The organism is Candidatus Leptofilum sp. (assembly GCF_965223525.1).
Classification (GTDB): Bacteria; Chloroflexota; Anaerolineae; order Promineifilales; family Promineifilaceae; genus Leptofilum.
On the sequence record NZ_OZ245005.1, the window covers coordinates 1,156,293 to 1,180,171 of the forward strand.

General features: G+C 48.8%; 23 protein-coding genes. 17 read left to right on the forward strand and 6 right to left on the reverse strand.

Annotated elements, in window-relative coordinates:
- The 7 genes from ACOQPM_RS21985 to ACOQPM_RS22015 all read left to right on the forward strand — a co-directional run bounded on the left by ACOQPM_RS21985 (position 1) and on the right by ACOQPM_RS22015 (position 7,468).
- Positions 1-1,005 (forward strand): LacI family DNA-binding transcriptional regulator, encoded by a 1,005-nt coding sequence (locus ACOQPM_RS21985; protein ID WP_420632398.1) that lies wholly within the window; start codon positions 1-3, stop codon positions 1,003-1,005.
- Between the two features lie 217 nt (positions 1,006-1,222).
- Complete coding sequence (locus tag ACOQPM_RS21990) at positions 1,223-2,593, forward strand: sugar ABC transporter substrate-binding protein (RefSeq protein ID WP_420632399.1); 1,371 nt, start codon at positions 1,223-1,225, stop codon at positions 2,591-2,593.
- 136 nt (positions 2,594-2,729) lie between these two features.
- The gene (locus ACOQPM_RS21995; RefSeq protein ID WP_420632400.1) at positions 2,730-3,653 is read left to right on the forward strand and encodes a carbohydrate ABC transporter permease; all 924 of its coding nucleotides are present in this window, start codon (positions 2,730-2,732) and stop codon (positions 3,651-3,653) included.
- Between the two features lie 4 nt (positions 3,654-3,657).
- Positions 3,658-4,539, forward strand: coding sequence for a carbohydrate ABC transporter permease (locus ACOQPM_RS22000; RefSeq protein WP_420632401.1), 882 nt, complete (start codon positions 3,658-3,660; stop codon positions 4,537-4,539).
- A gap of 2 nt (positions 4,540-4,541) precedes the next feature.
- Positions 4,542-5,504, forward strand: a complete 963-nt coding sequence (locus ACOQPM_RS22005; protein WP_420632402.1) for a glycosyl hydrolase family 32 — start codon at positions 4,542-4,544, stop codon at positions 5,502-5,504.
- An 18-nt stretch (positions 5,505-5,522) separates the two neighbouring features.
- Positions 5,523-6,485, forward strand: coding sequence for a zinc-binding dehydrogenase (locus ACOQPM_RS22010; protein ID WP_420630543.1), 963 nt, complete (start codon positions 5,523-5,525; stop codon positions 6,483-6,485).
- The gene (locus ACOQPM_RS22015; RefSeq protein WP_420630544.1) at positions 6,485-7,468 is read left to right on the forward strand and encodes a Gfo/Idh/MocA family protein; all 984 of its coding nucleotides are present in this window, start codon (positions 6,485-6,487) and stop codon (positions 7,466-7,468) included. The genes ACOQPM_RS22010 and ACOQPM_RS22015 overlap by 1 nt, the downstream gene beginning before the upstream one ends.
- Here ACOQPM_RS22015 and ACOQPM_RS22020 read toward each other — a convergent pair.
- Positions 7,465-7,998, reverse strand: coding sequence for a DnaJ family domain-containing protein (locus tag ACOQPM_RS22020; RefSeq protein WP_420630545.1), 534 nt, complete (start codon positions 7,996-7,998; stop codon positions 7,465-7,467). The genes ACOQPM_RS22015 and ACOQPM_RS22020 overlap by 4 nt on opposite strands.
- A gap of 176 nt (positions 7,999-8,174) precedes the next feature.
- Here ACOQPM_RS22020 and ACOQPM_RS22025 point away from each other — a divergent pair, with 176 nt between their 5' ends.
- The 4 genes from ACOQPM_RS22025 (at position 8,175) to ACOQPM_RS22040 (ending at position 12,548) form a co-directional block, all read left to right on the forward strand.
- Entirely contained in the window at positions 8,175-9,062 is an 888-nt protein-coding gene (locus ACOQPM_RS22025) for an alpha/beta hydrolase (RefSeq protein ID WP_420630546.1), read from the forward strand.
- Between the two features lie 171 nt (positions 9,063-9,233).
- A complete protein-coding gene (locus ACOQPM_RS22030; protein WP_420630547.1) occupies positions 9,234-9,848 on the forward strand; it encodes a TVP38/TMEM64 family protein in 615 nt (204 codons plus the stop codon).
- A 147-nt stretch (positions 9,849-9,995) separates the two neighbouring features.
- Positions 9,996-11,501, forward strand: coding sequence for a carboxypeptidase M32 (locus ACOQPM_RS22035; RefSeq protein WP_420630548.1), 1,506 nt, complete (start codon positions 9,996-9,998; stop codon positions 11,499-11,501).
- A gap of 324 nt (positions 11,502-11,825) precedes the next feature.
- Positions 11,826-12,548, forward strand: a complete 723-nt coding sequence (locus tag ACOQPM_RS22040) for a toast rack family protein (RefSeq protein WP_420630549.1) — start codon at positions 11,826-11,828, stop codon at positions 12,546-12,548.
- 84 nt (positions 12,549-12,632) lie between these two features.
- Here ACOQPM_RS22040 and ACOQPM_RS22045 read toward each other — a convergent pair whose 3' ends face one another.
- Positions 12,633-13,274 (reverse strand): LON peptidase substrate-binding domain-containing protein, encoded by a 642-nt coding sequence (locus ACOQPM_RS22045; protein WP_420630550.1) that lies wholly within the window; start codon positions 13,272-13,274, stop codon positions 12,633-12,635.
- Between the two features lie 495 nt (positions 13,275-13,769).
- Here ACOQPM_RS22045 and ACOQPM_RS22050 point away from each other — a divergent pair, with 495 nt between their 5' ends.
- On the forward strand, positions 13,770-14,540 hold the full coding sequence (locus ACOQPM_RS22050) for an SAM-dependent methyltransferase (protein ID WP_420630551.1): 771 nt from the start codon (positions 13,770-13,772) through the stop codon (positions 14,538-14,540).
- A 210-nt stretch (positions 14,541-14,750) separates the two neighbouring features.
- On the opposite strand, the gene ACOQPM_RS22055 is transcribed toward ACOQPM_RS22050, so the two are convergent.
- Positions 14,751-15,674, reverse strand: coding sequence for a helix-turn-helix domain-containing protein (locus ACOQPM_RS22055; RefSeq protein WP_420630552.1), 924 nt, complete (start codon positions 15,672-15,674; stop codon positions 14,751-14,753).
- A 481-nt stretch (positions 15,675-16,155) separates the two neighbouring features.
- On the opposite strand from ACOQPM_RS22055, the gene ACOQPM_RS22060 reads away from it, so the two are divergent.
- Entirely contained in the window at positions 16,156-17,259 is a 1,104-nt protein-coding gene (locus ACOQPM_RS22060; RefSeq protein WP_420630553.1) for a hypothetical protein, read from the forward strand.
- 14 nt (positions 17,260-17,273) lie between these two features.
- Here the strand turns inward: ACOQPM_RS22060 and ACOQPM_RS22065 are convergent, their stop codons facing one another.
- On the reverse strand, positions 17,274-18,419 hold the full coding sequence (locus ACOQPM_RS22065) for a hypothetical protein (protein WP_420630554.1): 1,146 nt from the start codon (positions 18,417-18,419) through the stop codon (positions 17,274-17,276).
- An 88-nt stretch (positions 18,420-18,507) separates the two neighbouring features.
- On the opposite strand from ACOQPM_RS22065, the gene ACOQPM_RS22070 reads away from it, so the two are divergent.
- From ACOQPM_RS22070 to ACOQPM_RS22085, 4 genes are read left to right on the forward strand one after another with little or no spacing between them, the layout of a single operon-like run.
- Entirely contained in the window at positions 18,508-18,966 is a 459-nt protein-coding gene (locus ACOQPM_RS22070) for an acyl-CoA thioesterase (RefSeq protein ID WP_420630555.1), read from the forward strand.
- 38 nt (positions 18,967-19,004) lie between these two features.
- Complete coding sequence (locus ACOQPM_RS22075; RefSeq protein ID WP_420630556.1) at positions 19,005-19,520, forward strand: hypothetical protein; 516 nt, start codon at positions 19,005-19,007, stop codon at positions 19,518-19,520.
- Positions 19,520-20,500: a phosphotransferase family protein gene (locus tag ACOQPM_RS22080; RefSeq protein WP_420630557.1), complete on the forward strand. Its 981-nt coding sequence runs from the start codon at positions 19,520-19,522 to the stop codon at positions 20,498-20,500. Before ACOQPM_RS22075 ends, ACOQPM_RS22080 begins: the two co-directional genes overlap by 1 nt.
- A gap of 56 nt (positions 20,501-20,556) precedes the next feature.
- Positions 20,557-21,201, forward strand: a complete 645-nt coding sequence (locus ACOQPM_RS22085) for a hypothetical protein (RefSeq protein ID WP_420630558.1) — start codon at positions 20,557-20,559, stop codon at positions 21,199-21,201.
- Positions 21,202-21,299: 98 nt separating this feature from the next.
- Here the strand turns inward: ACOQPM_RS22085 and ACOQPM_RS22090 are convergent, their stop codons facing one another.
- A complete protein-coding gene (locus ACOQPM_RS22090) occupies positions 21,300-22,079 on the reverse strand; it encodes an IclR family transcriptional regulator (protein WP_420630559.1) in 780 nt (259 codons plus the stop codon).
- 86 nt (positions 22,080-22,165) lie between these two features.
- Positions 22,166-23,614 (reverse strand): lysine 2,3-aminomutase, encoded by a 1,449-nt coding sequence (gene ablA, locus ACOQPM_RS22095; RefSeq protein WP_420630560.1) that lies wholly within the window; start codon positions 23,612-23,614, stop codon positions 22,166-22,168.
- Positions 23,615-23,879 lie beyond the last annotated feature (265 nt).

Consider the following 23,879-nt stretch of genomic DNA (forward strand, 5'->3'; position numbering starts at 1 on the left):
ATGACCACAATTAAGGATGTAGCCAAACGAGCAGGCGTCTCCTTCAAAACTGTCTCACGCGTTCTTAATGATGATACGGCCGTGCGCGACTCCACCCGCGCTAAGGTCATGGAAGCAGTCAAGGAGCTGGATTATCGGCCCAACATGATGGCTCGCAGCTTGCGCTCCCAACGAACCCACACCATCGGCTTCATTTCAGACGAAATCGGCACCTCTCCATTTGCTGGCAACATGCTTCAAGGTGCCCAAGATCGCGCCTGGGAACAAGAGATTCTGCTTCTTTCAATCAATACAGGCCGCGACCCAGATCTCAAGAAGACGGCCGTTGAAACATTATTAGACCGCCAGGTGGATGGCATTGTTTACGCAGCCATGTATCATCGAGCTGTTAATCCCCCGGCGGCAATCTACACAACCCCTTCTGTTTTGCTTGATTGTTATGTTGAAGACAATTCATTGCCGTCTGTGGTGCCAGATGAACATTTGGGTGGATACACTGCAACCCAGCATCTCATCAATCGAGGATATCGAAAAATCGCCATGATCAATCATGATGGCCAACTGCCAGCATCTACGGGGCGTGAAGCTGGTTATCGTCAAGCTTTGCTTGAAGCAGGTATTCAATTTAATCCCTTATGGATTATCCGAAACCAATCACGTATGGACGGAGGATATCGGGCGGCAAATCAATTAATTCAGCAAGTACCCGACATTGAGGCAGTTTTCTGCTTCCATGATCGGATGGCAATGGGTGTTTACCAAGCGCTCAATGAGCGTCAAATAAAAATCCCAAACGATATTGCCATTGTTGGCTTTGACAATGAACCAGACTTTGCTGAATATTTCCGCCCCCCGCTAACAACTTTGGAACTGCCCCACTATGAAATGGGCCGATGGGCTGTCAATCACCTGATAGAACTGATCGCGAATCCAAACGAACAATTTGCGGCAAACAAGCACAAAAAAACATGGGAATGTCCACTCATTGTCCGCGAGTCAAGTTAAGCTTGAAAGGAGGTGTTCTTGCAATAGAGAAGATGAAGATAAGGAAGAAGGATGCGATGAGAGATACCGGCAACTTAGCGGAAGACAGTATCTCTCAAAAGGCGAACACATTAAAAGGATAGGACACCAATTAATCATGCTGCGCCCCCAAAATTATAGCAGGAACAGGGTATCGCAGCATAAGAGGTCCTTAAAACCATTACGAATGGAGGAGAACATGAAACGATATTCTTTATTGCTGCTTTTGTTGTTAGCCCTTGTTATGGTCGCCTGTGGCGGCAGCTCAGACGAGGCAGATAGTGCGGATGAAGCGGATACAACATCTGATACGGCCGTTGAAGAATCAGAAGATAGCGAAGAGATGGCCGAGGAATCTGATAGTGGTCCAATTACCATTTCGGTTTGGAATCATGCTGGTCAAGGTGGCGAGCGAGATGCCATTAACACAATTGCCACGGGCTTCAATGCTTCACAGGATACCTATGTGGTTGAAATTGTAGAATTGCCTGATGGCTCGTACACAGATCAGGTAAATGCAGCGGCCCTAGCAAATGATTTGCCCTGTTTGCTCGATTTTGATGGTCCACTGCTCTACAACTTTGCCTGGTCTGGCTTTTTGCAGCCGATTACAGGCTACGCTGATGACGCCATGCTGGACGATTTCTTACCTTCAATTGTTAACCAAGGCACCTACAACGGCGAACTGTACAGCTTAGGCCAATTCGACTCCGGTTTGGCAATTTATGCTAATAAAGCGTATTTGGAAGAAGCGGGTGTGCGCATCCCAACTAGCATTGATGATGCCTGGTCGTTGGCTGAGTTTGAAGACGCACTTGCAGCTTTGCAGGCCCTGCCCCAGGTTGAATACGCCATGGATATGCATTTCAATTACGGTCGTGGTGAATGGTACACTTATGGTTTCTCACCACTTCTGCAAGGGTTTGGTGGCGACCTTATTGACCGCAACGATTACCAAGCCGCCTCTGGCACCCTTGATGGGGATGCATCGGTTGCAGCCATGACCGCGCTACAAAGCTGGGTGGATGCAGGCTACGTTAATCCTGGGCAAACAACAGATGACGATTTCTACGGCTCAAAAATCTCTGCACTCGCTTGGGTTGGCCACTGGATGTACAACACCCACAAAGATGAACTAGGCGACGACTCCATCTTGATTCCAATGCCAAACTTAGGTGATGGTGCAGCAACAGGCATGGGCTCCTGGAACTGGGGCATCACCAGCTCTTGTGAAAACCCAGATGGTGCTTGGGCGTTCCTCGACTACATGCTGGCCTCAGAGAACATCTTGATCATGACAGATGCCAATGGTGCCGTGCCTGCCCGCTTTTCTGCACTGGAGCAACGGGATGAACTGTATGGTGAAGATGGCGATCTGAACATTTTCATCCAGCAATTAAACTCCGAAGTTGCCGTGCCGCGGCCAATTACGCCAGCTTATGCAACCATCACCAGTGAATTTTCGTTTGCGATTGATTCCATCGTAACCGGAGGTGATGTGCAAAGTGCCCTGGGTGATGCCGCAGCAAACATCGATTTGGATATTGAAGACAACAATGGGTATGAGTAATAAATAATCAGACAGATAAAATAATCGTTAAATAAGTAGAATGCAGGGAAGGAAACGGCCGTTTCCCTCCCTGCCAAACCCAAATCCTTACACCCTTCGAAATAACAGAATTATTTATTTAAGAGGAGGCAATCCTATGGCTTCGCAAGTCACTGTTCGCCGAACAAGCTGGCGGCGTACTGAAGGCCGATTGGCTTGGTTGTTCGCGTCCCCGGCGCTGATTTTACTTATCGTTTTTGTCATAGTGCCATTTGTAATGGCAATCATCTACTCTTTCACCAACCAACGTCTTGTCCCAGGTCCTAATCCCACAGAATTTGTAAGCCTGCGGAACTTCACACGCTTGATTGAAGACCAGCGGTTCATCCGCGCCCTGCTCAACAATTTTCTGTTTGTCGGGGTCGTTGTTCCGGTACAAACAACACTCGCGCTGCTTTTGGCCGTGTTAATCAACCAAAAGCTCAAATTTGTGAACTTCTTTCGCACTTTGTATTTCAGCCCGGTGGCAATCACCATGGTGGTCGTTTCCGTTGTGTGGGCATTCCTTTATGAAGCCAGTGCCAACGGCACCATCAACCAATTTGTGAACTTTGTTACGTTTGGCCTGGTTGGCCCTCAAGATTGGCTCGGCGACAATCGATTGGCATTTGGTGCCATTATGCTGCTGTCCATTTGGCAGGGCGTTGGCTTCCAAATGGTTATTTTCTTGGCTGGTTTGCAGGAAATTCCATACTCCCTATACGAAGCTGCCCAAATTGATGGCGCGACGGTTCGGCAGCAATTTTTCAACGTCACGTTGCCCATGTTACGTAACACAACTTTGTTTGTTGTGATTTCGACAACCATTTTGGCTTTTCAACTTTACGCACAGGTGGAGGTATTAACCCGTGGCGGCCCACAAAATTCGACCCAAACCATGGTCTTTTACACCAAAGTGATGGGGTTTGAACAAGGCCGCATTGGGTATGCTTCAGCCATTACCGTCATCTTTTTTCTGATTGTGTTAGCTGTCTCCTTAATTCAGCGACGTGTGCTGAGTGAGGATCGGTCTGTGGAGTAGTGTCATGACGACAACCATGCAAAAATCACCTTCTATTCGTGCCAGCCTGACCTGGCAAAAAAGAGTCAGTAGCTTTTTAGGCTACACGGCACTCGTCTTACTTGGGTTCTTCTTCCTGTTTCCAACCGTGGTGATGATAGTTCTCTCATTACAACCTGAAGAATCGCTAATCACGCAGGACATGGGCTCCATTTGGATGTTTATTCCCCGTGCTTTCTCCTTACAAAATTACATAGATGTGTTTGAGCGAGTTGATTTTCCGCTTGCTTTTGGCAATTCAATTTTAATTGTGGGCTTAACAATTGTTTTTGGGCTGTTTTTCAACAGCTTAATTGCATACTCGCTGGCTCGTATTCAGTGGAAAGGACGTAATTTTGTTTTGGCTGCTGTTGTCGCGTTGATGATTATTCCTTTTGAGGCAATTGCTGTACCGTTGCTCAAAGTTGTGAATGAGTTTGGCTGGTTAAACTCTTACCACGTTCAAATCATCCCCTTCATTGCAGATGCGTTCTCTATCTTTCTTTTCTACCAATTTTTTATTGGCATTCCCAAAGATTTAGAAGAGGCTGCTTTTGTTGATGGTGCCAGCCGGTTCCGCATGTATTGGCAAATAATTGTGCCATTATCTTTACCTGTTTTTGCGACAGTGGCGATTTTGCAATTCATTTTTAAGTGGGGCATGCTGCTTTGGCCTTTGATGGTAACGCGCGGCGCGGAATTTATGCCACTCCCCTTGGCGATGAACACGCTTTATGGGCAAGCACCATTTTTGTGGGGAGATCGGTTTGCATTTGCAGCCTTGATGACCTTACCCACGCTAGCGATTTTCCTCATCTTCCAAAAATGGTTTGTGCGTAGCGTTGCCAGCAGTGGTGTGAAAGGATAATTATGGCTCTGCATATTCCAGACAAATGGGTGTGGGATTTTTGGTGTGCGCAAGATGGGGCCGATTACCATATCTTTTACCTGCAAGCGCCCCGCTCCTTAAAAGAAGAGCGTTTGCGTCATTGGCACGTGTCTGTTGGGCATGCTGTTTCTACAGATTTGGTGAATTGGCAGGTTTTGCCGGATGCATTGGCACCATCCCCAGAAAGCAGTGATTTATGGGATAACTTTACAACGTGGACTGGCAGCATTATTTATCATGATGGGCTTTGGTATATGTTTTATACGGGCGTGAATCGTGCTGAAGAGGGGCTCATTCAGCGAATTGGTTTGGCGACATCATCTGACTTGATGAATTGGCAGAAGCATGAGAACAATCCTGTTCTAGAAGCCAATCCTAAATGGTATGAGCAGCTAGACCAATCGCTTTGGCACGATCAGGCTTGGCGTGATCCGTGGGTTTTCCGGCACAATGGCCGTTTCCATGCCTTCATCACCGCGCGAGGATTGGAAGGAGAGCCGTCAGCCCGTGGGGTTGTTGCCCATGCAATTTCTGATGATCTTGTTTCTTGGCAATGCCAGCCACCCGTTGCCCACCCTGGGGAGTTTGGCCATCTGGAAGTACCTCAATTGGTTGAAATTTCTGGTCGCTGGTACCTCATTTTTTGTGTGGGTCACGAACAATATGCCAACGCTCGACGAGCGCGAGCCTCATCGGCCAATGTAACTGGCACACATTACCTGGTTGGTGATTCCCCGCTTGGCCCATTCAAAATGATCGAGGATTCTTTCTTATTGGCCGATCCGTTTGGCATGAACTATGCAGGAAAGGTTTTGCGCGATCCAGAGGGGAATTGGGTGTTGATGACCTCTCTTTCCTGGACAGACAATGGCGGCTTTATTGGCAAAATTGCCGATCCGATGCCCATAACCGTGCACCCGGACGGGCGATTGACTGTTGATTAACTGACAAATAAGGGCGCAATGAAGGCAAAATTTATGAGAACGGCCGTACTCACCCTTGATGGCTTCAAAATTCAAGAAGAACCTATTCCCAAACTTAAAGAAAATGATATTTTGGTCAAGACGCTTGCCTGCGGTGTGTGCAGTGGCGACCTATTTGTATACCAAAATCGGACTGATTTCGTAGACAGTTACAATCGGTTGGGACATGAAGCCAGTGGGGAAGTAACGGCCGTTGGCCCCAACGTGACTAACTTTGTCCCGGGCGATCTTGTAACTGCCCTTAGCCTGCCTGCATACAGTGACTATTTTGTGGCACAATCAGAGGAGCTAGTGAAGCTGCCCACAGGGATAAATCCCACATTTGCCCTAGGCGAAGCAATCGCCTGCTGCGTCCACGCGGCCAACCGATTTGGCATTCAGTCTGACAATCGGGTAGCGATTGTAGGCTGTGGCTTCATGGGACTGATCTGCCAGCAGTTGGCTGCACACCAGGGGGCGGGCTTTATCTGCGGCATCGATCCGCTGCCAGAGCGGCGTGAATTGAGCCAAAAGTTTGGTGCAGCAGCGGTTTACGACCCAACGACCGTTTCTCATCAGCAAATTGTAGCCAATCGCGGGGAATTTGACGTAGTCATCGAGGCGGCAGGTGTACAAAACGCCGTGGATTTGTGTACAGAGTTGGTGACGCAACACGGCCGTATCATCCTCATTGGCTACCATCAATCCAACAATGGGTTGCGTACTGTCAACATGCAGCAGTGGAACTTTAAAGCGATTGATGTAGTAAACGGACACGTTCGCCGCCAAGATGAAAAAGTAGCAGCAATGCAGCAAGGTATGGAACTTTTGCAACAAGGGCATATCCACACCGAACCATTGGTGACGATCTACGACTTTGCCGAGACGGAACAAGCCTTCCAGGATTTGACAAATGGCGTGCCCAATCTGCTCAAAGCAGTGTTGAAAATGGGGGATGGGTGATGGCGTTTCGCTGGGGTATTTTAGCTACGGGCAATATCGCGGGGAGCATGGCGCAAGCATTGCAGGTGGTTGAAGATGCGGAATTGTTGGCTGTTGGCTCACGGTCACAAGCCTCAGCCGACGCTTTTGGCGATAGATGGCGCATCCCGCGCCGCTATGCCAGCTATGAAGCGTTGGCCGCCGACCCCAATATTGACATCGTTTACATCGCTACGCCCCACAATTTGCATTACGACAACATGAAATTATGCTTCAACGCGGGCAAACACGTCCTTTGCGAAAAGCCGCTGACGCTCAATGCCCCGCAAGCGACCGAATGTATCGCGTTGGCACGCGAGAAAGGCTTGTTTCTGATGGAAGCAATCTGGATGCGCTTCTTTCCCGCGCTGGCACAGGTGCGCCAATGGCTGGCCGATGGCGTAATTGGCGATGTGCGGCTGGTACAGGCGGGTTTTTGCTTTAATTTGCCCTTTGACCCCGCCCACCGCTTATACAATCGGGAATTGGGCGGCGGCGCGTTGCTCGACCTAGGCATTTATCCGCTTTCGTTTACGACAATGCTGTTTGGTTTTCCTGATGAAGTTTATGGCAAGGCGCAAATTGGGGAAACGGACGTTGATGAACTCAACACCATGACCCTCATTTATAACAGCAATATCACCGTCCAACTAACCAGCAGTATGCGCGTCAACAAACCCCGCGAAGCGTTTATCGTCGGGAATCGCGGCTATATCAAAGTCCACGACATCTTTTTCCGACCAGACCAATTAACTTTGCACGTAAATGGTGAAGAACCTCAAACGGTAAACGTACCCTTTCGCGGCAATGGCTACCCGCATGAAGTTGAAGAAGTGCACGCTTGTTTGCGAGATAGCAAATTAGAAAGCTCTCAAATGCCGCTGGATGAAACCTTGTATATGATGCAGCTCATGGATAATCTGCGGGCTCAGTGGGGAATTCATTATCCAGGGGAAACGATCTAACGCAGCCAGCGCGGGGCATTGGCTCGCTTGAGTTCATTTTCGATGGTGAGCTTAAAGATTTCCATGTTTTCGAACGGCCGTTTCAAATTAAACGCATCAATTGCCTTATTCAGTTCAGCAATCTCTTCAATCCACTTCAGGCAATAATCATCCCAGCTAATTGTCAGGCGATCCTTGTTGACACTAGCAACACCAAACTCCCGCTGGTGCCACGTCCATTGTCGCTCAATCTCAGCCCGCAGCCTAGCAACTTTGGCCAAAATCTCATTCCGCTGCAAAATCCAGACGGGTGGCAAATCATTCTCTTTCAACAGCTCATTTGCTAGCTCCATGTCGGCGGCATACGGATTTTTGTTTAAGTTGAGTGGCTTCCCCTTCCCCGGCAAATTGTCAAAATGCCCCTGCTCAAACCCGTCCTGAATAAGCTCCTCAATTAGATCAGCACGCTCATTCCGCATACGTGAGCGATATTCCGCAAAATCTGCCAAACTATCAACCGTCGTTTCATCATCATATTCTTTTTCAGACATTTGACATACCTTGTTTTTATAATCTGTTTCTTGGCTTGCTAACCATTCTGTAAAAGATTATAAGGGTTTTCGAAAGCGTATAAAAGCATAATAGCAAGTTAGTGATTATTTTCACATCTTTGTGGACAGCCATACAAAAACAGAGACAATTAGTGCAACAACCATTGGAGAAAGATTTGCAAACAAGGCAACAACAAAAATTGGAATGGCTACCTTACTACGACGTTTACTATGAGCGGGAACGGCATTCCATTAGCGGCAACATCAAAATAGCCCAAAATATTTACAGTCCCCAACTTGCCAATGAGCGGGATATTCTCATTTATTTGCCCCCGTCTTATGAACATAGCCAAAGCCATTACCCGGTGCTTTACATGCACGATGGCTACAATTTGTTTGACGAAGCCACCAGCTACACAGGCGAGTGGCATGTGGATGAAACGATGCAGCAACTGGCCCACGATGAAAACCTGGAAGCGATTGTGGTAGGCATTCCTAACATGGGCGTGGAACGATTGGCGGAGTACAGTCCGTTTATAGATGAAAAATACGGTGGAGGCCGAGGTGAGGATTATCTGGCGTTTTTAGTGCATATGGTCAAGCCATTGGTGGATACTTCTTTCCGTACCTTGCCCAACAAGCGCAATACGGGCCTTTTTGGCTCGTCCATGGGGGGTCTCATTAGTCTGTATGGCTTCTTTCATCATCCAGCAGTCTTTGGCTTTGCCGGGGTGATGAGCCCTTCGCTCTGGTTCGCCAATAGCGCCATTTTTGAATACCTTAAGCAAGCTCCGTTTCAGCAGGGCAAAATTTATCTGGATGCCGGAACGCGGGAAATGGGCGGCCATTGGCCGGATCAAGCCATTTTACGCAGCCGCTCACGCAAATATTACGGCCGTGTGCGCCGCATAAAGCGCATTTTGGCCAAAAAAGGGTACCGTCCTACCCGCAATCTGCTGCATATAGAGGACGCGGGTGGCGGCCACAATGAGGCAGCCTGGGCATCCCGTCTGCCCAACGCCATTCGCTTCTTTTTGGGAGCCCCGCTAAAAAAAGTGTCGTAATTTCCCCAAATTTGCCCTTATTCAGCCAAACAGGTACGATCTTGCAATGGTAAGCAACGATTCTGTGTTGCTTGCGTAGAGGGCTGAGACACGGCCGTTTTCACATGTCGTGATAAATTCAGCATCAGCGCTAGGTAAGTTGCAAGCCAGCTCCTGGCGCGGGAAGAGTGTATGTCTATTATTTCGGATCAAAAAATCAAGTCCGTGCCTCGTCGGGAGTTCAATAACGTCTACCCATCTCAAGATGCTGGATTAAGTGCCGCCACCAAACGGTGGTTACTGCTGGGCGGGTTGCTTTTGGTAGCTGTGCTTACCTGGGTAATGCGGGAATCATTATCCCAATGGCTCACCATTTTGAGTGACCAGCAGTTTGTGAGCAGCTACGTGCAAAGCTACGGGGCGTTGGCACCGCTGGTGCTGGCCTTTTTCCAGGTGTTGCAGGTCATTGTGGCCTTCATTCCGGGGCATGTGTTTGTGATTGCTGGGGGCTACATTTATGGGTTGCCCTGGGGTTTGATTTTTAACATTGTCTGCGTGGTGGCTGCCAGTCAGCTTGGCTTTTTGCTGGCGCGCTGGTTTGGTCGCCCTATTGTGCATCGGCTGGCTCCAGAGGCCACCATTAAAAAATGGGAAACCATTGCCGAAGAGCAAGGCTTCTTGTTTTTCACCATCGCCTTTGTGCTGCCTGTGTTCCCCACCGACGTGATGAACTTTGTGGCGGGGCTAACGGGCATCTCACCAAGAAAATTTTTGGCGGCCAACTTTTGGGTCGCCTGCCCAGCGTAACGCTGCTAACATTGATTGGATCACATGGATTGGAACTGTCTAACACAACCTGGGTGTTGCTAGCTTTGCTGGTAACGGCCGTTTATGTAGGGGGGCGGTTTGCCATTGTAAGTATTGAGCAGAAATATATGCCTAAGGAGAAGTTGCGTGGAAAAAAAGTACCAAAAACTGAAGGCGCGTCTACAGGAAATTAACGATCTCAATTCGGTCAACGCCCTGATGGGCTGGGACCAAAGCACCTACATGCCGCCAGGCGGCGCAGCAGCACGAGGTCGCCAGCAGGCAACCATTGGCCGCATTGCCCACGAAAAGTTCACTAACAAAAAGATTGGCAAACTGCTAGACAAGCTGGAACCGTGGGCAGAAACATTGCCTTACGACAGTGAAGAAGCCAGCCTGATCCGGGTGACGCGCCGCAACTATGACCAGGCAGTTAAAGTCCCGGCTCAGTTGATTGCCGCCCTCTCTGAACATGCGGCCGCTGCGTACCAAACCTGGGCTAAAGCCCGCCCAGAGAACGATTTTGCAATGGTACGGCCGTATCTAGAGAAAACCCTCGACTACTCTCGCCAAATTGCCAACTGCTTCCCCGGCTACGACCACATCGCTGACCCCCTTATTGACTTTTCTGACCAGGGCATGAAAGCTGAGAGCGTCCGCGCCGTCTTTGCCGACCTGCGCGAGCAGCTCGTGCCGCTGGTGCAAGCCATCACCGCGCAAGAACCAGCCGACGATAGCTGCCTACACAAAAGCTATCCAGAAGATGAGCAGCTTGCCTTTGGCTGGCAAATTGCCCAAGCCTACGGCTACGATACGAATCGCGGCCGTCAGGACAAAACCCACCATCCCTTCATGACCAAATTCTCTTTGGGCGACGTGCGTATCACCACCCGCACCAAAGAAGATGATCTTAGCGAGGCACTCTTTAGCACCCTCCATGAAACCGGCCATGCCCTGTATGAGCAAGGCATTGACATGTCATTAGAAGCAACACCGCTGGCTGGCGGCACTTCCTCTGGCGTGCATGAAAGCCAATCGCGCCTGTGGGAAAATCTGGTGGGGCGCAGCCGAGGCTTTTGGGAACATTACTACCCCAAACTGCAAGCCGCTTTCCCCGACCAGCTTAAAGATGTGTCGCTAGACACCTTCTACGCCGCCATCAACAAAGTGCAGCGGTCCCTCATCCGCACCGATGCCGACGAAGTAACCTACAACCTACACGTCATGATTCGGTTCGATTTGGAGCTGGCGCTGCTGGAAGGCAGCATGGAAGTGAAAGATTTACCAGAGGCGTGGCACGGCCGTTACCAATCTGACCTCGGTTTGCAAGCCCCTAGCGACGTGGACGGTGTACTGCAAGATGTGCATTGGTATGCTGGATTGGTTGGTGGGGCCTTCCAGGGATACACGCTGGGCAACATCATGTCGGCTCTGTTTTACGACCAGGCGCTGCAGGCACACCCAGACATTCCTAGCCAGATTCAGCAAGGCGAATTTGGCACACTGCACACCTGGCTTAAAGAGAACATTTACACCCACGGCAGCAAATTCACCGCCAACGAACTGATCGAGCGCGTTACAGGCAACCCGCTCACTATTGACCCGTACATCGCCTACCTCAAAAACAAATTTGGTGAGCTGTACGCGCTCTAGGGTAATGTGCTTATACCTATGTGACAGTCACTTTGGAAGTGACTGTCACGTGAAAGACCGGCTTGAGAAAGTCGGTTTTTTTATTTCCGACTTGTCAAAACAACTTTCAATGAGTAAATGCGTATTGTGCAACATAACTTTTGGTAAATTTTCAATCAGAATCGGTACTTGATATTTCCGGTCTGAGTTTATGTGTAAAAACCAAAAAGAATTTTGAATAAGAATGAGCGCGAAATTGGTTTTTACTTGGCAAACCACAGAGAAATCGCTCGTTGATTTTCAAGTTGTTTTCTGTGGTTTGCACAACTTCTTGAGGTGACGATAATGAAAAAGTTGACTATTTTTGTACTGTTGGGGGGGATGTTTTTGCTAGCGGGTTGCATCAGCCAGGTGGCAGTTGGCCCCACCCAAACAGATTCCCAATCGGTGGAATTAGGTGACGTAGACTCTGTTCGGGTTGAAATCAAGATGGGTATTGGCGAACTAGATGTAACTAGCGGCGCATCCAATTTACTGGACGCGGAATTTACCTACAACATTGAAGATTGGAAGCCTGAGGTGAACTATGAGACGCGCGGCGACATTGGTGAGCTGCAGATCACGCAGCCAGGTGGCGAAATCAATGGCATCCCGGATGATAACATCGAATATCGTTGGGAGATTGCCCTGCAAAATGATGTGCCGATGAGCCTGGATGTGGATTTGGGCGTCGGTGAAAGCAATCTCACATTAGGCGGTCTGCAATTGCAAACCCTGGTGGTAGACACAGGCGTTGGCGAATCCACAATTGACCTAACAGGAAATTGGCAAGACGATGTAGATGTAGAAATTAACGGGGGCGTTGGCGAGGCAACCATTTACTTGCCAGATAATGTTGGGCTGCGCGTGGAAGCGAACACGGGGATTGGTTCTTTGGTGGTAAACGGGCTGCAAAGAGAGGGGGACTCGGACCTGTACACCAACGAATCGTACGGCAATGCGGATGTAAACATGACGGTGGACATCAGCGGCGGCATTGGCGAGATTACCGTGCTGGTTGGAAGATAAACTTTCTATCTTCGCCCTGGTTTTGGGACACAGATAAACACTGATAAAAAATAGTGTTTATCTGAGTCCTTTTTATTTTTGCAATTAGTTTACTGAAAAGTTGCCCATCTCTTGCTGGGGAAACTGCTTGAGGATGTCAATCTCGCGCCGATATTGATTGGTGAGGAAGTTGAGGGCATTAGACACTTTCTTGGCTTCCAGCAGGGATTGTTTGGTTTCCAATGACACTTGCAGCAGCGAAGCGGCCATGTGGCTCAGTGCTTCTGGCTCAGTGGGCACCTGAGTGGGATCAAACTCAATGTTGTCGGCCAGCGTAGTAAGCGTGGTGAGGTAATTTAGAACGAGCGGATGGAGTTCATTGGCGGCCACTTGCAGGGGGGCTGTTTTTTCTGGTAGGTAGGGTAACTGCTCTACCTCCCCAACCAAGTAAGGCTTTTTGCGGTGCAGCGCAGTGACGCGGAACCGCTCTTGCCCTACCGTCATGATGAGGAGACGGCCGTCTTCCAACTGCTCCATCTGCGTAATAACAACCATACAGCCAACGTCGTGCGGTATCACTGTCGGATCCCCCTCTACCCGCCCCTGCCGAATGAGTAAAATGCCAAACGGGGATTTTTCTTCTGTGCAGTAGCGCACCATCTCCAGGTAGCGCGGCTCAAAGATGTGCAGCGGCATCGGCCAGCCAGGGAACAGAACGGTGTTAAGGGGGAACAATGGAATTTCCATGCGATCATTATACACAATCCACCGTTTTGTTAGGGCGTATTCATCCTTTGCTTAACTTCTTGGGCTAACGAATATTGTCAAATCACCTCCAAAGTTTTATACTGCTTTCATTCTTGTTTTTGGCGGTGTCAGGCAGTTTATCCCGCAACTGTGCCGGATAAAACCCTTGTTTTCATCATATCCTGCAGTTTGTGCAGGTATTATACCCAAATTGGGGGATTATCCAGCATTAAAGGCAAAAATCTGCTGGATAAACCGAATTTTGGTGGTTTATCCAGCATCGGTGCAGGTTAATAAGTAGTCAGGGCGGCTTATGTAAAGTTGCGTTGTGCCGAACAACAAAATTCTTGGTACTTAAAGGCCATTCTACAAACCAAAACGCCACCCTAACAAAGGCTTAAAGCTGACGCGCCATAAGGAAACAAGCATGCAGCTTAAGCAACTGAACGGCGGACAAAAGAAATTCAATAAACTAATTTCAAAAGGTAGGCCAACATGTCTTTGCGTTTTCATGAAATTGCAGAAGCAAATCATCAACTTCTAAACCCATTTACCGAACAACAATTTATGCTTTTGGGAGAGATTTGTCGCCTAGATCAAGCTATGAATATGCTTGATCTGGCTTGCGGTAAGGGCGAAATGTTGTGCCGCTGGTCACAAAAGTTCGGCATTAGCGGTGTAGGTGTGGACATAAGTAAGACATTTTTGGCAGCAGCAGAAAAACGAGCAGCAGAACTAAACGTAGCTGATAAAATAACATTTATTTATGGTGATGCAGGAGAATATCCTCAGCCGAGCCATAGCTTTGATTTAGTAAGTTGCATTGGAGCAACTTGGATTGGCAATGGCTTGGTAAGCACTTTAGAATTAATGAAGTTGGCTCTTAAGCCAGATGGTCTTCTCTTGGTAGGAGAGCCTTATTGGAACGAAACTCCACCAGATGCCGCTTATGACGCAATGAATATTGATAAAGGCCTCTTTGTTTCTTTGGCAGGTACATTAGAACGGTTTGAGTCAGTTGGTATGGAACTGATAGAAATGGTACTTGCCACCCCAGAAAGTTGGGATCGATACGTCAGCCCACAATGGATGGCGGTTGATGACTTCTTACGCGATAACCCCAATGATCCCGATGCCCAATCCTTGAGAGAATGGATAAATAGCACACGACGTAGCTATCTCAAGTATGGAAGACGATATTTCGGATGGGGGGTATTTGTACTTAGAGCAGTATCTCCATATTCAGTAGAGACCAGCATCGCCTAATCGCTAAGGTGTATGCTTCATAAGCTCGATAGCCGCCTAATGCCTGCTTCACCTGACCTAGCGGCAGGTGAAGCGGGCGTTAGGCCGCCAATTTTTCCGGAAACTCCATCTTCTCAATCTCACCAAGCTAGTTCTCTATTTGGAAGCTTAAGGGTCAATTCATATGAAACAGATTGACCCTTAAAGCCCCAAGAATACCCACTTAAATGTCTAGGCACCTTTGAGCGGTTGGACGATTTCAGTTAGCCATTCGGCCGGATCGGGTACTTCACCGGGGTCTGTGATGTAGCTTTCCCACGGTGCGCCGCTTGCTTCCTCATTATTCTCAATCATCCATTGCTGAATCGCTTCATAACCTAAGTTGAGCGTATCGTAAGGGCCCTTGTGGATGGTGGAGACGACATCGCCACCAGCAAGCGACCCAGCCATGATTTCACCAGAACCTTCCGCAGGTCCCGCAACTGGCATCCCCGCCTCAATGGTAGCTAGCCCTGGCCCAAAACTAATATACCGAGTGGTTGGTGGCCCAGCGAAGGGGATGCCCTGGGCAGTTGCGTATTGAAACACGGGGCCAAGCATATTGGCAAGGGCGGTGGCAATTTCCTCTGGTTTTACTTGGTTCCGCATGTATAAAAATGGGGTTTCTGCAATTGTCTTTTTTGTGATTTCGTAACTCATGTTTTCTCCTTTTTTCGTTTTGCTTTTTGGTTTTCCCCCGACTGAAACACGGTAAAGCGTAATGCAAGGTGCGGTTCGATTGGCCGTTTCCAGGTGCAGCCGATAGTGGTGAACGAAATGGTTGAAGGTAGCTCGCTGCTGTTCACGAAACTTGCTTGGCGACTGCGAAAACATGGCGCGGAAGGCGCGTGAGAAGCCTTCATGACTGTCGAACCCTGCGTCGAGGGCGACTTCAAGCACGCTTTTTTGGGTGACAAGCAGGGCTGCCGCCGCACGCTGTAGCCGCACACGACGGCTAAATTGCAACGGGCTTTCACCGACCTCGGCAGTGAAAATGCGCTGAAGATGGAAGGGGGAACGGCCGTCCAGCGCGGCCAGATCGGCAAGGGTTTTTATCTCACCATCGACTTCTACAAGTTGAGCAAGCAGCGGAAGCAGTTCTTCAAGTCGGGTCATGACGAATTGAATGTTATCACAAGGTCAAATGCGCTTCCTGACCATTCTTGCGGTTTTGGCCGTTACAGTTGATGCGGCCGTTCTCTTATAATGATAAACAATTCATCTAACTCCAGCCAGAGTGTCCCAAAGATGTGAAGCTGCATGTGCCAGCATAAAACAGCGGATTTCCCATGTACTCGTTATACACAACAGAGAACTACATAAACCCATTTTTTGGGTCAATACAAATGAACTGCACAATCAGAATTTGTTAGTGAGAGATTAAAATGCATGACTTTTAACTCTCATTAGGGTTCACAAAAATACAAGATTTGCGGTTTTGAAGCAGTCTTTAGGTCAATTATCCATTGTTCCTATTGACAAACCGCAATTATCTTTAATGATGGTACTCACGTACTAGCGCTCATTTACAAATCGGGATTAAACCATTTTCAATTTTCTGAATCGTAATGAATTCATCTAACGTCACCGGAGGTGCATGATGAAAAAGTCAGGAAAAACGAAAGACGTTCGAAATAAGCGTTGGAAAAATAATCAAGAACCTTACTGGGAGAATAAGGACTCTGAAATTCACAAGGTAAGGAATCCAGAAAATAGAAAAATGCGCTGGATGAAGTACGATCGCATCCCTGATTTGGAGAGTGGTAAACCAATTGGAAGATTGCAAGTAGAGTTCTTGCGAATATCGCACTTTTTTAAAAAGATCATAAAAGGTCTTTTGCTCAACAACCTTATTTGGTTGCTCGTCAAAATTCTTATACCTTTACCTACTACAATTGTAGTTCTATTTATCCTTATTGATTCCCCCTCAGTACCAAGCAACGAAACCGCAAATAATCTAGCCCCGACTGAAACGATTGTCACGGTTACCCCTTCTGAATCGGCTACTCTCTTTTCCTCGGCAGAAGACAAACCTAACCAAACCCCTGAACCACCTGCCCCTGAAGCCTCTACAGGTGACAACGTCTCTGAACCATCTGTATCTGAGACCTCTACGGAAGTTGAACCTGACCAAATCCTTGAACCACCCGCCCCTGAGGCCTCTACAGGTGACAACATCTCTGAACCATCTGTATCTGAGACCTCTACGGAAGTTGAACCTGACCAAATCCTTGAACCACCTGCCCCTGAGGTTTCTACAGGTGACAACATCTCTGAACCATCTATATCTGAGGCCTCTACGGAAGTTAAACCTGACCAAATCCTTGAACCACCTGCCCCTGAGGCTTCTACAGGTGACAACATCTCTGAACCATCTATATCTGAGGCCTCTACGGAAGTTAAACCTGACCAAATCCTTGAACCACCTGCCCCTGAGGCTTCTACAGGTGACAACACACTTGAACTATCTCCTATCTTGGAGCTAGACAGATGTGGTATGGTCTACAGTTATTTAACTCGTGCAATTACTCTTGAGAATAATGCTTTTGCATTGGAGTATGCCAGTTCCCTTCATAAAAATTGTGTGGAATTAGAACTAGCTTCATGCAAAATGGTTTACGATTATTTAATTGGGGCAATTACTCATAAGAATAGTGCTTTTGCGCTGGAATATGCCAAATTCCTTTATAGCAATTGCTAAACCTTTCAATAATTCTATGACTTATGCGGCCGTTCCCTTGTAATCACAAACGATTCATCCAAAAACCATAACCCACCGTTGCGCTGGAGGACTTCACGGGTGGCTTCCAGGTAGGCTCCGCTGTTCAGTACGGGGTTGAGGCGCTCATCATCCATTTGGGCAACGTAAACGGCCGCATTCCACGCCGCCAGCAGGTTAGAGGTGCCGATCTGGCTGGTTTCGTCTGGCAAGGAGTGTAGCTGGTAAGTAAAGAGGGAATGCTCATCGGAGAAAATGTCGAAGGTGAGTTCAGGATGGCTTTGGCCCAAAGAGTCTCGCAGAGCTTTGATGAGTACGTGGCGGGGCGTCCAGAATGGGTCTTCGTCCGGCCAAATTTTACGGATGATTTCCATGCCCGGATCGTGCCCGGTGGATTGTACCACCACCATGCGCCCACCTGGCGCAAGGGCAGAGGCCAATGGCGCAAGGACAAATTTCACCTTTTTATCGGCCGTTTGGCGGGCACGGTAAGGCTGAGCAGCAATAATTAGATCATAATCTCCTGCCAGCGGCCCCGGCTTGGGAATGGTGGCGTCGAGGATGAATTTATGGTCTTCGCGGTAGAGGACAACGGCGGACGGCCGTACATACAGTGGATTGCCCGTTTTAGGGCTGGTGCGGGTCTGCCAACCATCAGCTAATTCAGTTTGCAACCCCTTGATCTGATTGTCAAAATCGTAAGCGGTGTTGCCTTGCAGCGGCACATCGAGCCAATTGATAGCTGCTTGCGCCTCCGGCTTACGCGGGCGTAGCCAGGGCGCCTCTGAATAATACATATTGGTCAGCACCACCACCGTCAGTGGATGTTCCACAAAGCGTTCCGCCAGCTTGTTTAGCCCCAGCCGTGCATCCTCCAGGCTCGTTTCTTTGGCGACGATGAGGAAAGGAACGGTGGGAAAGCGGCGATGGAGATTTTGCATCACGCGCATCAGTACGGTGCCATCCCCCATGCCCGCATCGAAGAGGCGGAAATCTGGCGGCGTGGGCTGGATTTGGTCTAGCTCCATGCCCACGCGCTCGGCTACCACCCACTTCTCGCTGGTGGTGGTTACAAAAAGCAAATATTTTTCACGATTGTCAAAAAAGCGGAAATGTTCGGGGTGGTTGTGTTGGTTGGCCATTTCTGACTCCTGTGAGAGACTACAAAAGTCTTCCGGAGACTTTTGTAGTCTACCTGCGTAAATTTAGTTACTCAGCAAGGATAGCATAATGATAAATCAATCCACAAAAATGCAAGAATTGGCTCTTGAATATTTTCCCTTCCAAACCTACGACAAAGTGCGCTATGCCGACACTGACAGGCAGGGGCATGTGAACAACGCTGTCTTTGCCACTTTTTTGGAATCCGGGCGTGTGGAGTTTCTGTACGATCCGCAAAACCCGCTGGCGGCAGAGGGAGCCGCCTTTGTGATTGTGAACCTGAACGTGAATTTGCTGGCAGAAATAAAGTGGCCGGGGCGGATTGAAATTGGCACTGGTGTTACGAAGGTGGGGAATAGTTCGTTATCACTTTTGCAAGGGTTGTTTCAGAACGGCCGTTGCGTCGCCACCGCCGCAACTGTCATTGTGCAAATGAACGAGCAAACCAGAAAGTCACACCCCCTCACCGACTCAGCCAGAGCGTTTCTAATCCAACACCATTTGCCTACAGACAAAACTCCTGAATAATATAAACAGTCCTGCCACTTCAATGAGGTATTACGGTTATGTCAATTGAACTAATTGTTGCGATTATTGCAATAGTAATATCTTCCATCTCCCTACTGTTTGCTGGAATCCAGACGAGAAGTGCAACGAAAGCAAACAAGATCAATCAACAGCTAGAAAAGGGGAATGCAGTCATTCATTTTACGAGTCGTTTCTTCGATTTGGCTCAATCAGGTAATCCTGATAGTCAAATTAATAATCCAGAATGGGCTTACCAATTCTGGAGCCTACACGCAACGGAATTCTACTTTTTTCATCACGGGATTCTGCCTGAGTTTATATATACCCTATGGATGATTGATTTATCAGAATCATTCTCGGGGAGTATGAAACAGCAATTCATAGAATCTCAAAAATCATATCTTGCTACTTACACATTGAGTTATCCATTGATGGCTGACTTTTTTGGTGATTTACAAAAAATCGTACGGGATTTCAATGATGAAGGACAAAGAAATCGCAAAGTGGCGGAATTTGTGTCAAATTGGATAAAAGTTAATCGGGCAGAGCTTTGATGGTAGACGGCCGTACATTGAACAAATTACTTTCGACTGAACAGGTTCACGCCTGGCTCAACAACTATCATCATGCTGAGATCAGAAATCTTGAGTCTCTTTCCGGCGGCTTCTGGTCCTCGGCCTATGCCTACCAAGTTGGCACGGATGCGCTGGTGCTGCGGCTCAGCGAAATGGCCGAAGGGTTTGCAATTGATAAGGCGGCGATGCACTTCAAAAGCCCACACCTGCCTGTTCCCAGGGTCATTGATATTGGTCAGGCGCTGGGTTTTCATTATGCAATTTCGGAAAGGCATGACGGCCGTTTCATCGAAACTACCGCCGCCAGTGAGGGAAATGCAGTAGGCACTGCCCTGGCAACCCTCCTGGCAGCATTGCGAGCCGTCCCCACATCAAAATCAGACCGCGTGGTTTGGTATGACCAAAGCGAATCCGCCAACATCAGTTGGCACACCTGGCTGCTAAATGGCCTAAAGGACAATTCTGGGGATGTGGTGAGCGGTTGGCGAGCCAAGCTCGCAGAACAGCCAGAGATTGACAATCTTTTCAAACGGTGCGAAGCGCAAATTCACGAGCTGCTGCCAGCCTGCCCAGAGCGGCGGGATTTGGTTCATGGGGATCTGCTGCATCAGAATGTGCTGGTTTCGGAGGATGGTGGGGAGGTAACGGCCGTATTCTCCTGGAAATGCTCAGCGCTTGGCGATTTTCTGTACGATGTGGCTTGGTGCACCTTCTGGAGCGACTGGCATCCAGGCATCGCCGCCACCAACATTTGGCAACGAACTATGACCGCCCCCGACCTCACCCCAGCCGATTTAGAAAACGCCGCCCTGCGCCACCACTGTTACGAGTTGCAAATTGGAGCCTCCCATCTTGGCTGGAACGCTTGGACAGGCAACCAAAAAGACCTAGAGGCAGTCGCTCATGCACTTGAACGCACCCTTTCAAATGGGCGAAATTATCGGATTGACAAAGACTAAAATAAATTTTGGAATAATCAACATAAATTTTTGAGTAAATTGAATGTGATCAAATCATGAATTTCAAGAAATTCTATATTTTTAATTCTCATCACAAAAATTTTTTTGCGAAATTATTGACGATTATTTGTTCCGTTTTTATTTTATTGTTAGCAACTCCAACAAGCGCTCACGCCTGCACGTATGAAGGTCCATTTTATACTTTGTCACAGCAAACCCATGATGCAGATGTTGTCTTTGAAGGAGAAGTTTGGCATTTAGATATTCGGACATCATTATCAAAGACCTATGCGAGAAATGGACTCGCTGTATATGTTCTAGTGGATCGATACTTAAAAGGAGATGGACCCACTATCGTTAGAATTTCAGGGTTTGGAGGCGGAGGAGGTGACTGTAAATCCTCTGCAAGAGACGGCGAACATTTGGTTTTTTTTGCAAGGACTGATGAAAGCAGCATTCTAACAGCCAACTATCTAGGTCCATACAGTGCCACGGCAGAACCAAACGAAGAAAACCTAGACATTATTATGAGTTCTAGTGGGCAGACACCCATTCACAAGCAACTTTCTCAAAAAGATGAGATGACAATTTTCCTCTATAATATTCGGTGGTGGCTCAGAATAGCACTAATTATTTTTGGAGCAATTTGTCTAAAACTTATTTGGCGGATAGTTAGGAGGCAAAAACTCTCTGTGAGTTGATTTCTCACCCAATTACTTGCTTGTAACTTAGTTTTGAAGCGGTGCAAACAATACTCATTTGTGAAATTCTTAAGTGGGCAAAGTAATTGGCTATTATCTTATTCCCAGCCAAGTTTTTGAGAGATGCGCTGGGCGGTTTGTTTGACGAGTTGACCCATTTCTGGCTCTCGCTCGGCGGGGAAGCGGATGGCGGGGCCGCCCAGGCTGATGGCGGCGACCACCTGGCTGTCGTGGTTGAACAGGGGGGCGCCAACCACAATCAGCCCTTCTTCTAACCATTCCTGCAAATAGGAGTAGCCGCGCTGGCGGGTTTTGGTGAGTTCCTGGCGGAGTATGGCCGTATCCGTCACCGTCTTTGGCGTCATAGCAACTAGGGGCTTCGCCAACACCGCCTCGACAAACTCCTCTGGCAGATGCGCCAGCATCGCAATGCCGGTAGACGTGGCCACCATTGGCCAGCGCGTCCCCAGCGACTGCGAACTACCCACCAGATGGTTACCAATCACCTCATCAATAATCAGCACATGGTCTTCGCCCGACGTGATTTCCAGCGTTGCCGTCTCGCCAGAAAGTTCCGCCATCTGCTCCAGCTCAGGCTTAACCAGCGTGCGCAGGTCGTTGGCTCGCAGGGCGCGCCCCCCCAGCACCACAATCTCTGGGCCGAGAATGTAAGATTCGGTGAACGGCCGTCTCGCCACCATCCCCTCACTCTCCAGCGCCGTCAGCAGCCGAAACGTCGTCGTTTTATTTAGCCCGACCTCAGATGCCAGATCGGCCAACCCCCACTCACGCCGCTCATCATCAAACGCCTTTAGCAGCGACATAGCGCGTAACACAGATTGGGTGCCGGGGTAGGGTTGGGTTTTTGTTTTCATCATTAATGGTTAAAAAAGGGGCGAGGCAGATGGTGGCATAGCTGGTTTTGCTTTGCCATCTCGTTTCCCATCTGCCTCGCCCCTACCTGTTACTTTTCGCTTTCTTCTTCTTTCACCGTGCCCTCCCCCTCTTTTAACTGGGGCTGGACGGGAATGTTGTTGGCGTCAATGCTGCCCACGCCCAAAGGCGTCCACTTTTGGGCAATCTCGCCGCTGCGTAGGCGGTGTTCCGCCCCACCCCGCGCATGGGTGTTGGCAAAGCCTTCTGGCTCGATGCTCATTTTTTGCCCTTGCAGCAGGCCGTGAATCCCTTCCTGCCCCGGTTCCGGGCGTGGCTCAATAAGCGCTTCCTGCGGTTTAATGATTTCCGGATCGTAATCCAGCGGTTCCTGGTAGGTGGTCATGAATCCTTCAAAGTTACGCAGCACCACCTTGCCGGGGGATTGCGAAATAACGTAATTTGGCTGCACTGGAATCTTACCGCCGCCGCCGGGCGCATCCACCACGTAGGTGGGCACGGCATAGCCAGAGGTGTGGCCGCGCAGCCCTTCAATGATTTCGATACCCTTGCTCACAGAGGTACGCAGATGGCCAGAGCCTTCCACAAGATCACATTGGTACAAGTAATACGGCCGTACCCGAATCTTTACCAAATCATGCACCAACTTGCGCTGAATGGCGACCGAATCGTTGATGCCTGCCAGCAACACGCTCTGATTGCCCAACGGCACACCCGCCCGCGTCAGCCGGTCAGCCGCAGCAGCCAATTCTGGCGTCACCTCTTTGGGATGGTTCACATGAATGTTTAGCCAGAACGGATGATACTTACTCACCATCTCGCAAAACTGCTCATCCACCCGCATGGGCAAAAAGACCGGCACGCGGGAGCCAATGCGAATAATTTCTAGATGAGGAATGGCGTGCAGACGACCCAAAATCATGTCCACTAGCTTAGGCGCCAGCACCATCGGATCGCCCCCGGAGAGCAATACGTCCCGAATTTGCGGCGTTCTTTCAATGTAATCAATTTGGGCATCAAACTCAGCCCGGCTAAAGGTTTGTGTGGGATCGCCCACGATGCGGCTGCGAGTGCAGTAGCGGCAGTAGCTGGCGCATTGGGTGGTGATGAGCATGAGCACCCGGTCCGGGTAACGGTGTACCAACCCTGGCACGGGAGAATGTTTGTCCTCCGCCAATGAATCTTCCATCATAGATTGGAACGGCACCATTTCGGCATCTGTGGGAATAACCTGCCGACGTACCGGGCAGTTCGGGTCGTCCGGGTCAATGAGGCTGGCAAAATAGGGGGTGATGTCCACCCGGAACAGCCCATTGCTGCTCAGTGCTTTGCGTTCAGATTCAGTGAGATTGATCACTTTGCCCAACTCTTCCACCGTATTGAGCCGGTTGCTCATTTGCCAACGCCAATTCATCCATTTTTCATCTGGAATGTCATTCCAGTATGGGGCGCGGGTGTAAATTTGGTCAGTTATTGGTTGTGCGGTTTGGGCACTTGGTTTTGCTTCTTTGACAGCCATGAACATTGCTCCTATTGCGTTTCATAATGTGAAACGAGATTTCATTTTTGCACTGCAAAGTATAGCTTTCTTTTATAAAATTGTCAGCCAAAAGTCGAGTGTACTTTTTGCATCAATTTGAATGATTCGTATACTTGATCATCTTTTGGCAGGCTCAGTAAAAAAATCTTCCTCTTCAAGCTGAGCCAAACTATCTTTCACCTGAAATCACTTGCTTAGTATCCTTGCTCCTAACTATTAAGCAATCCATTTCGGGCTACAAGGA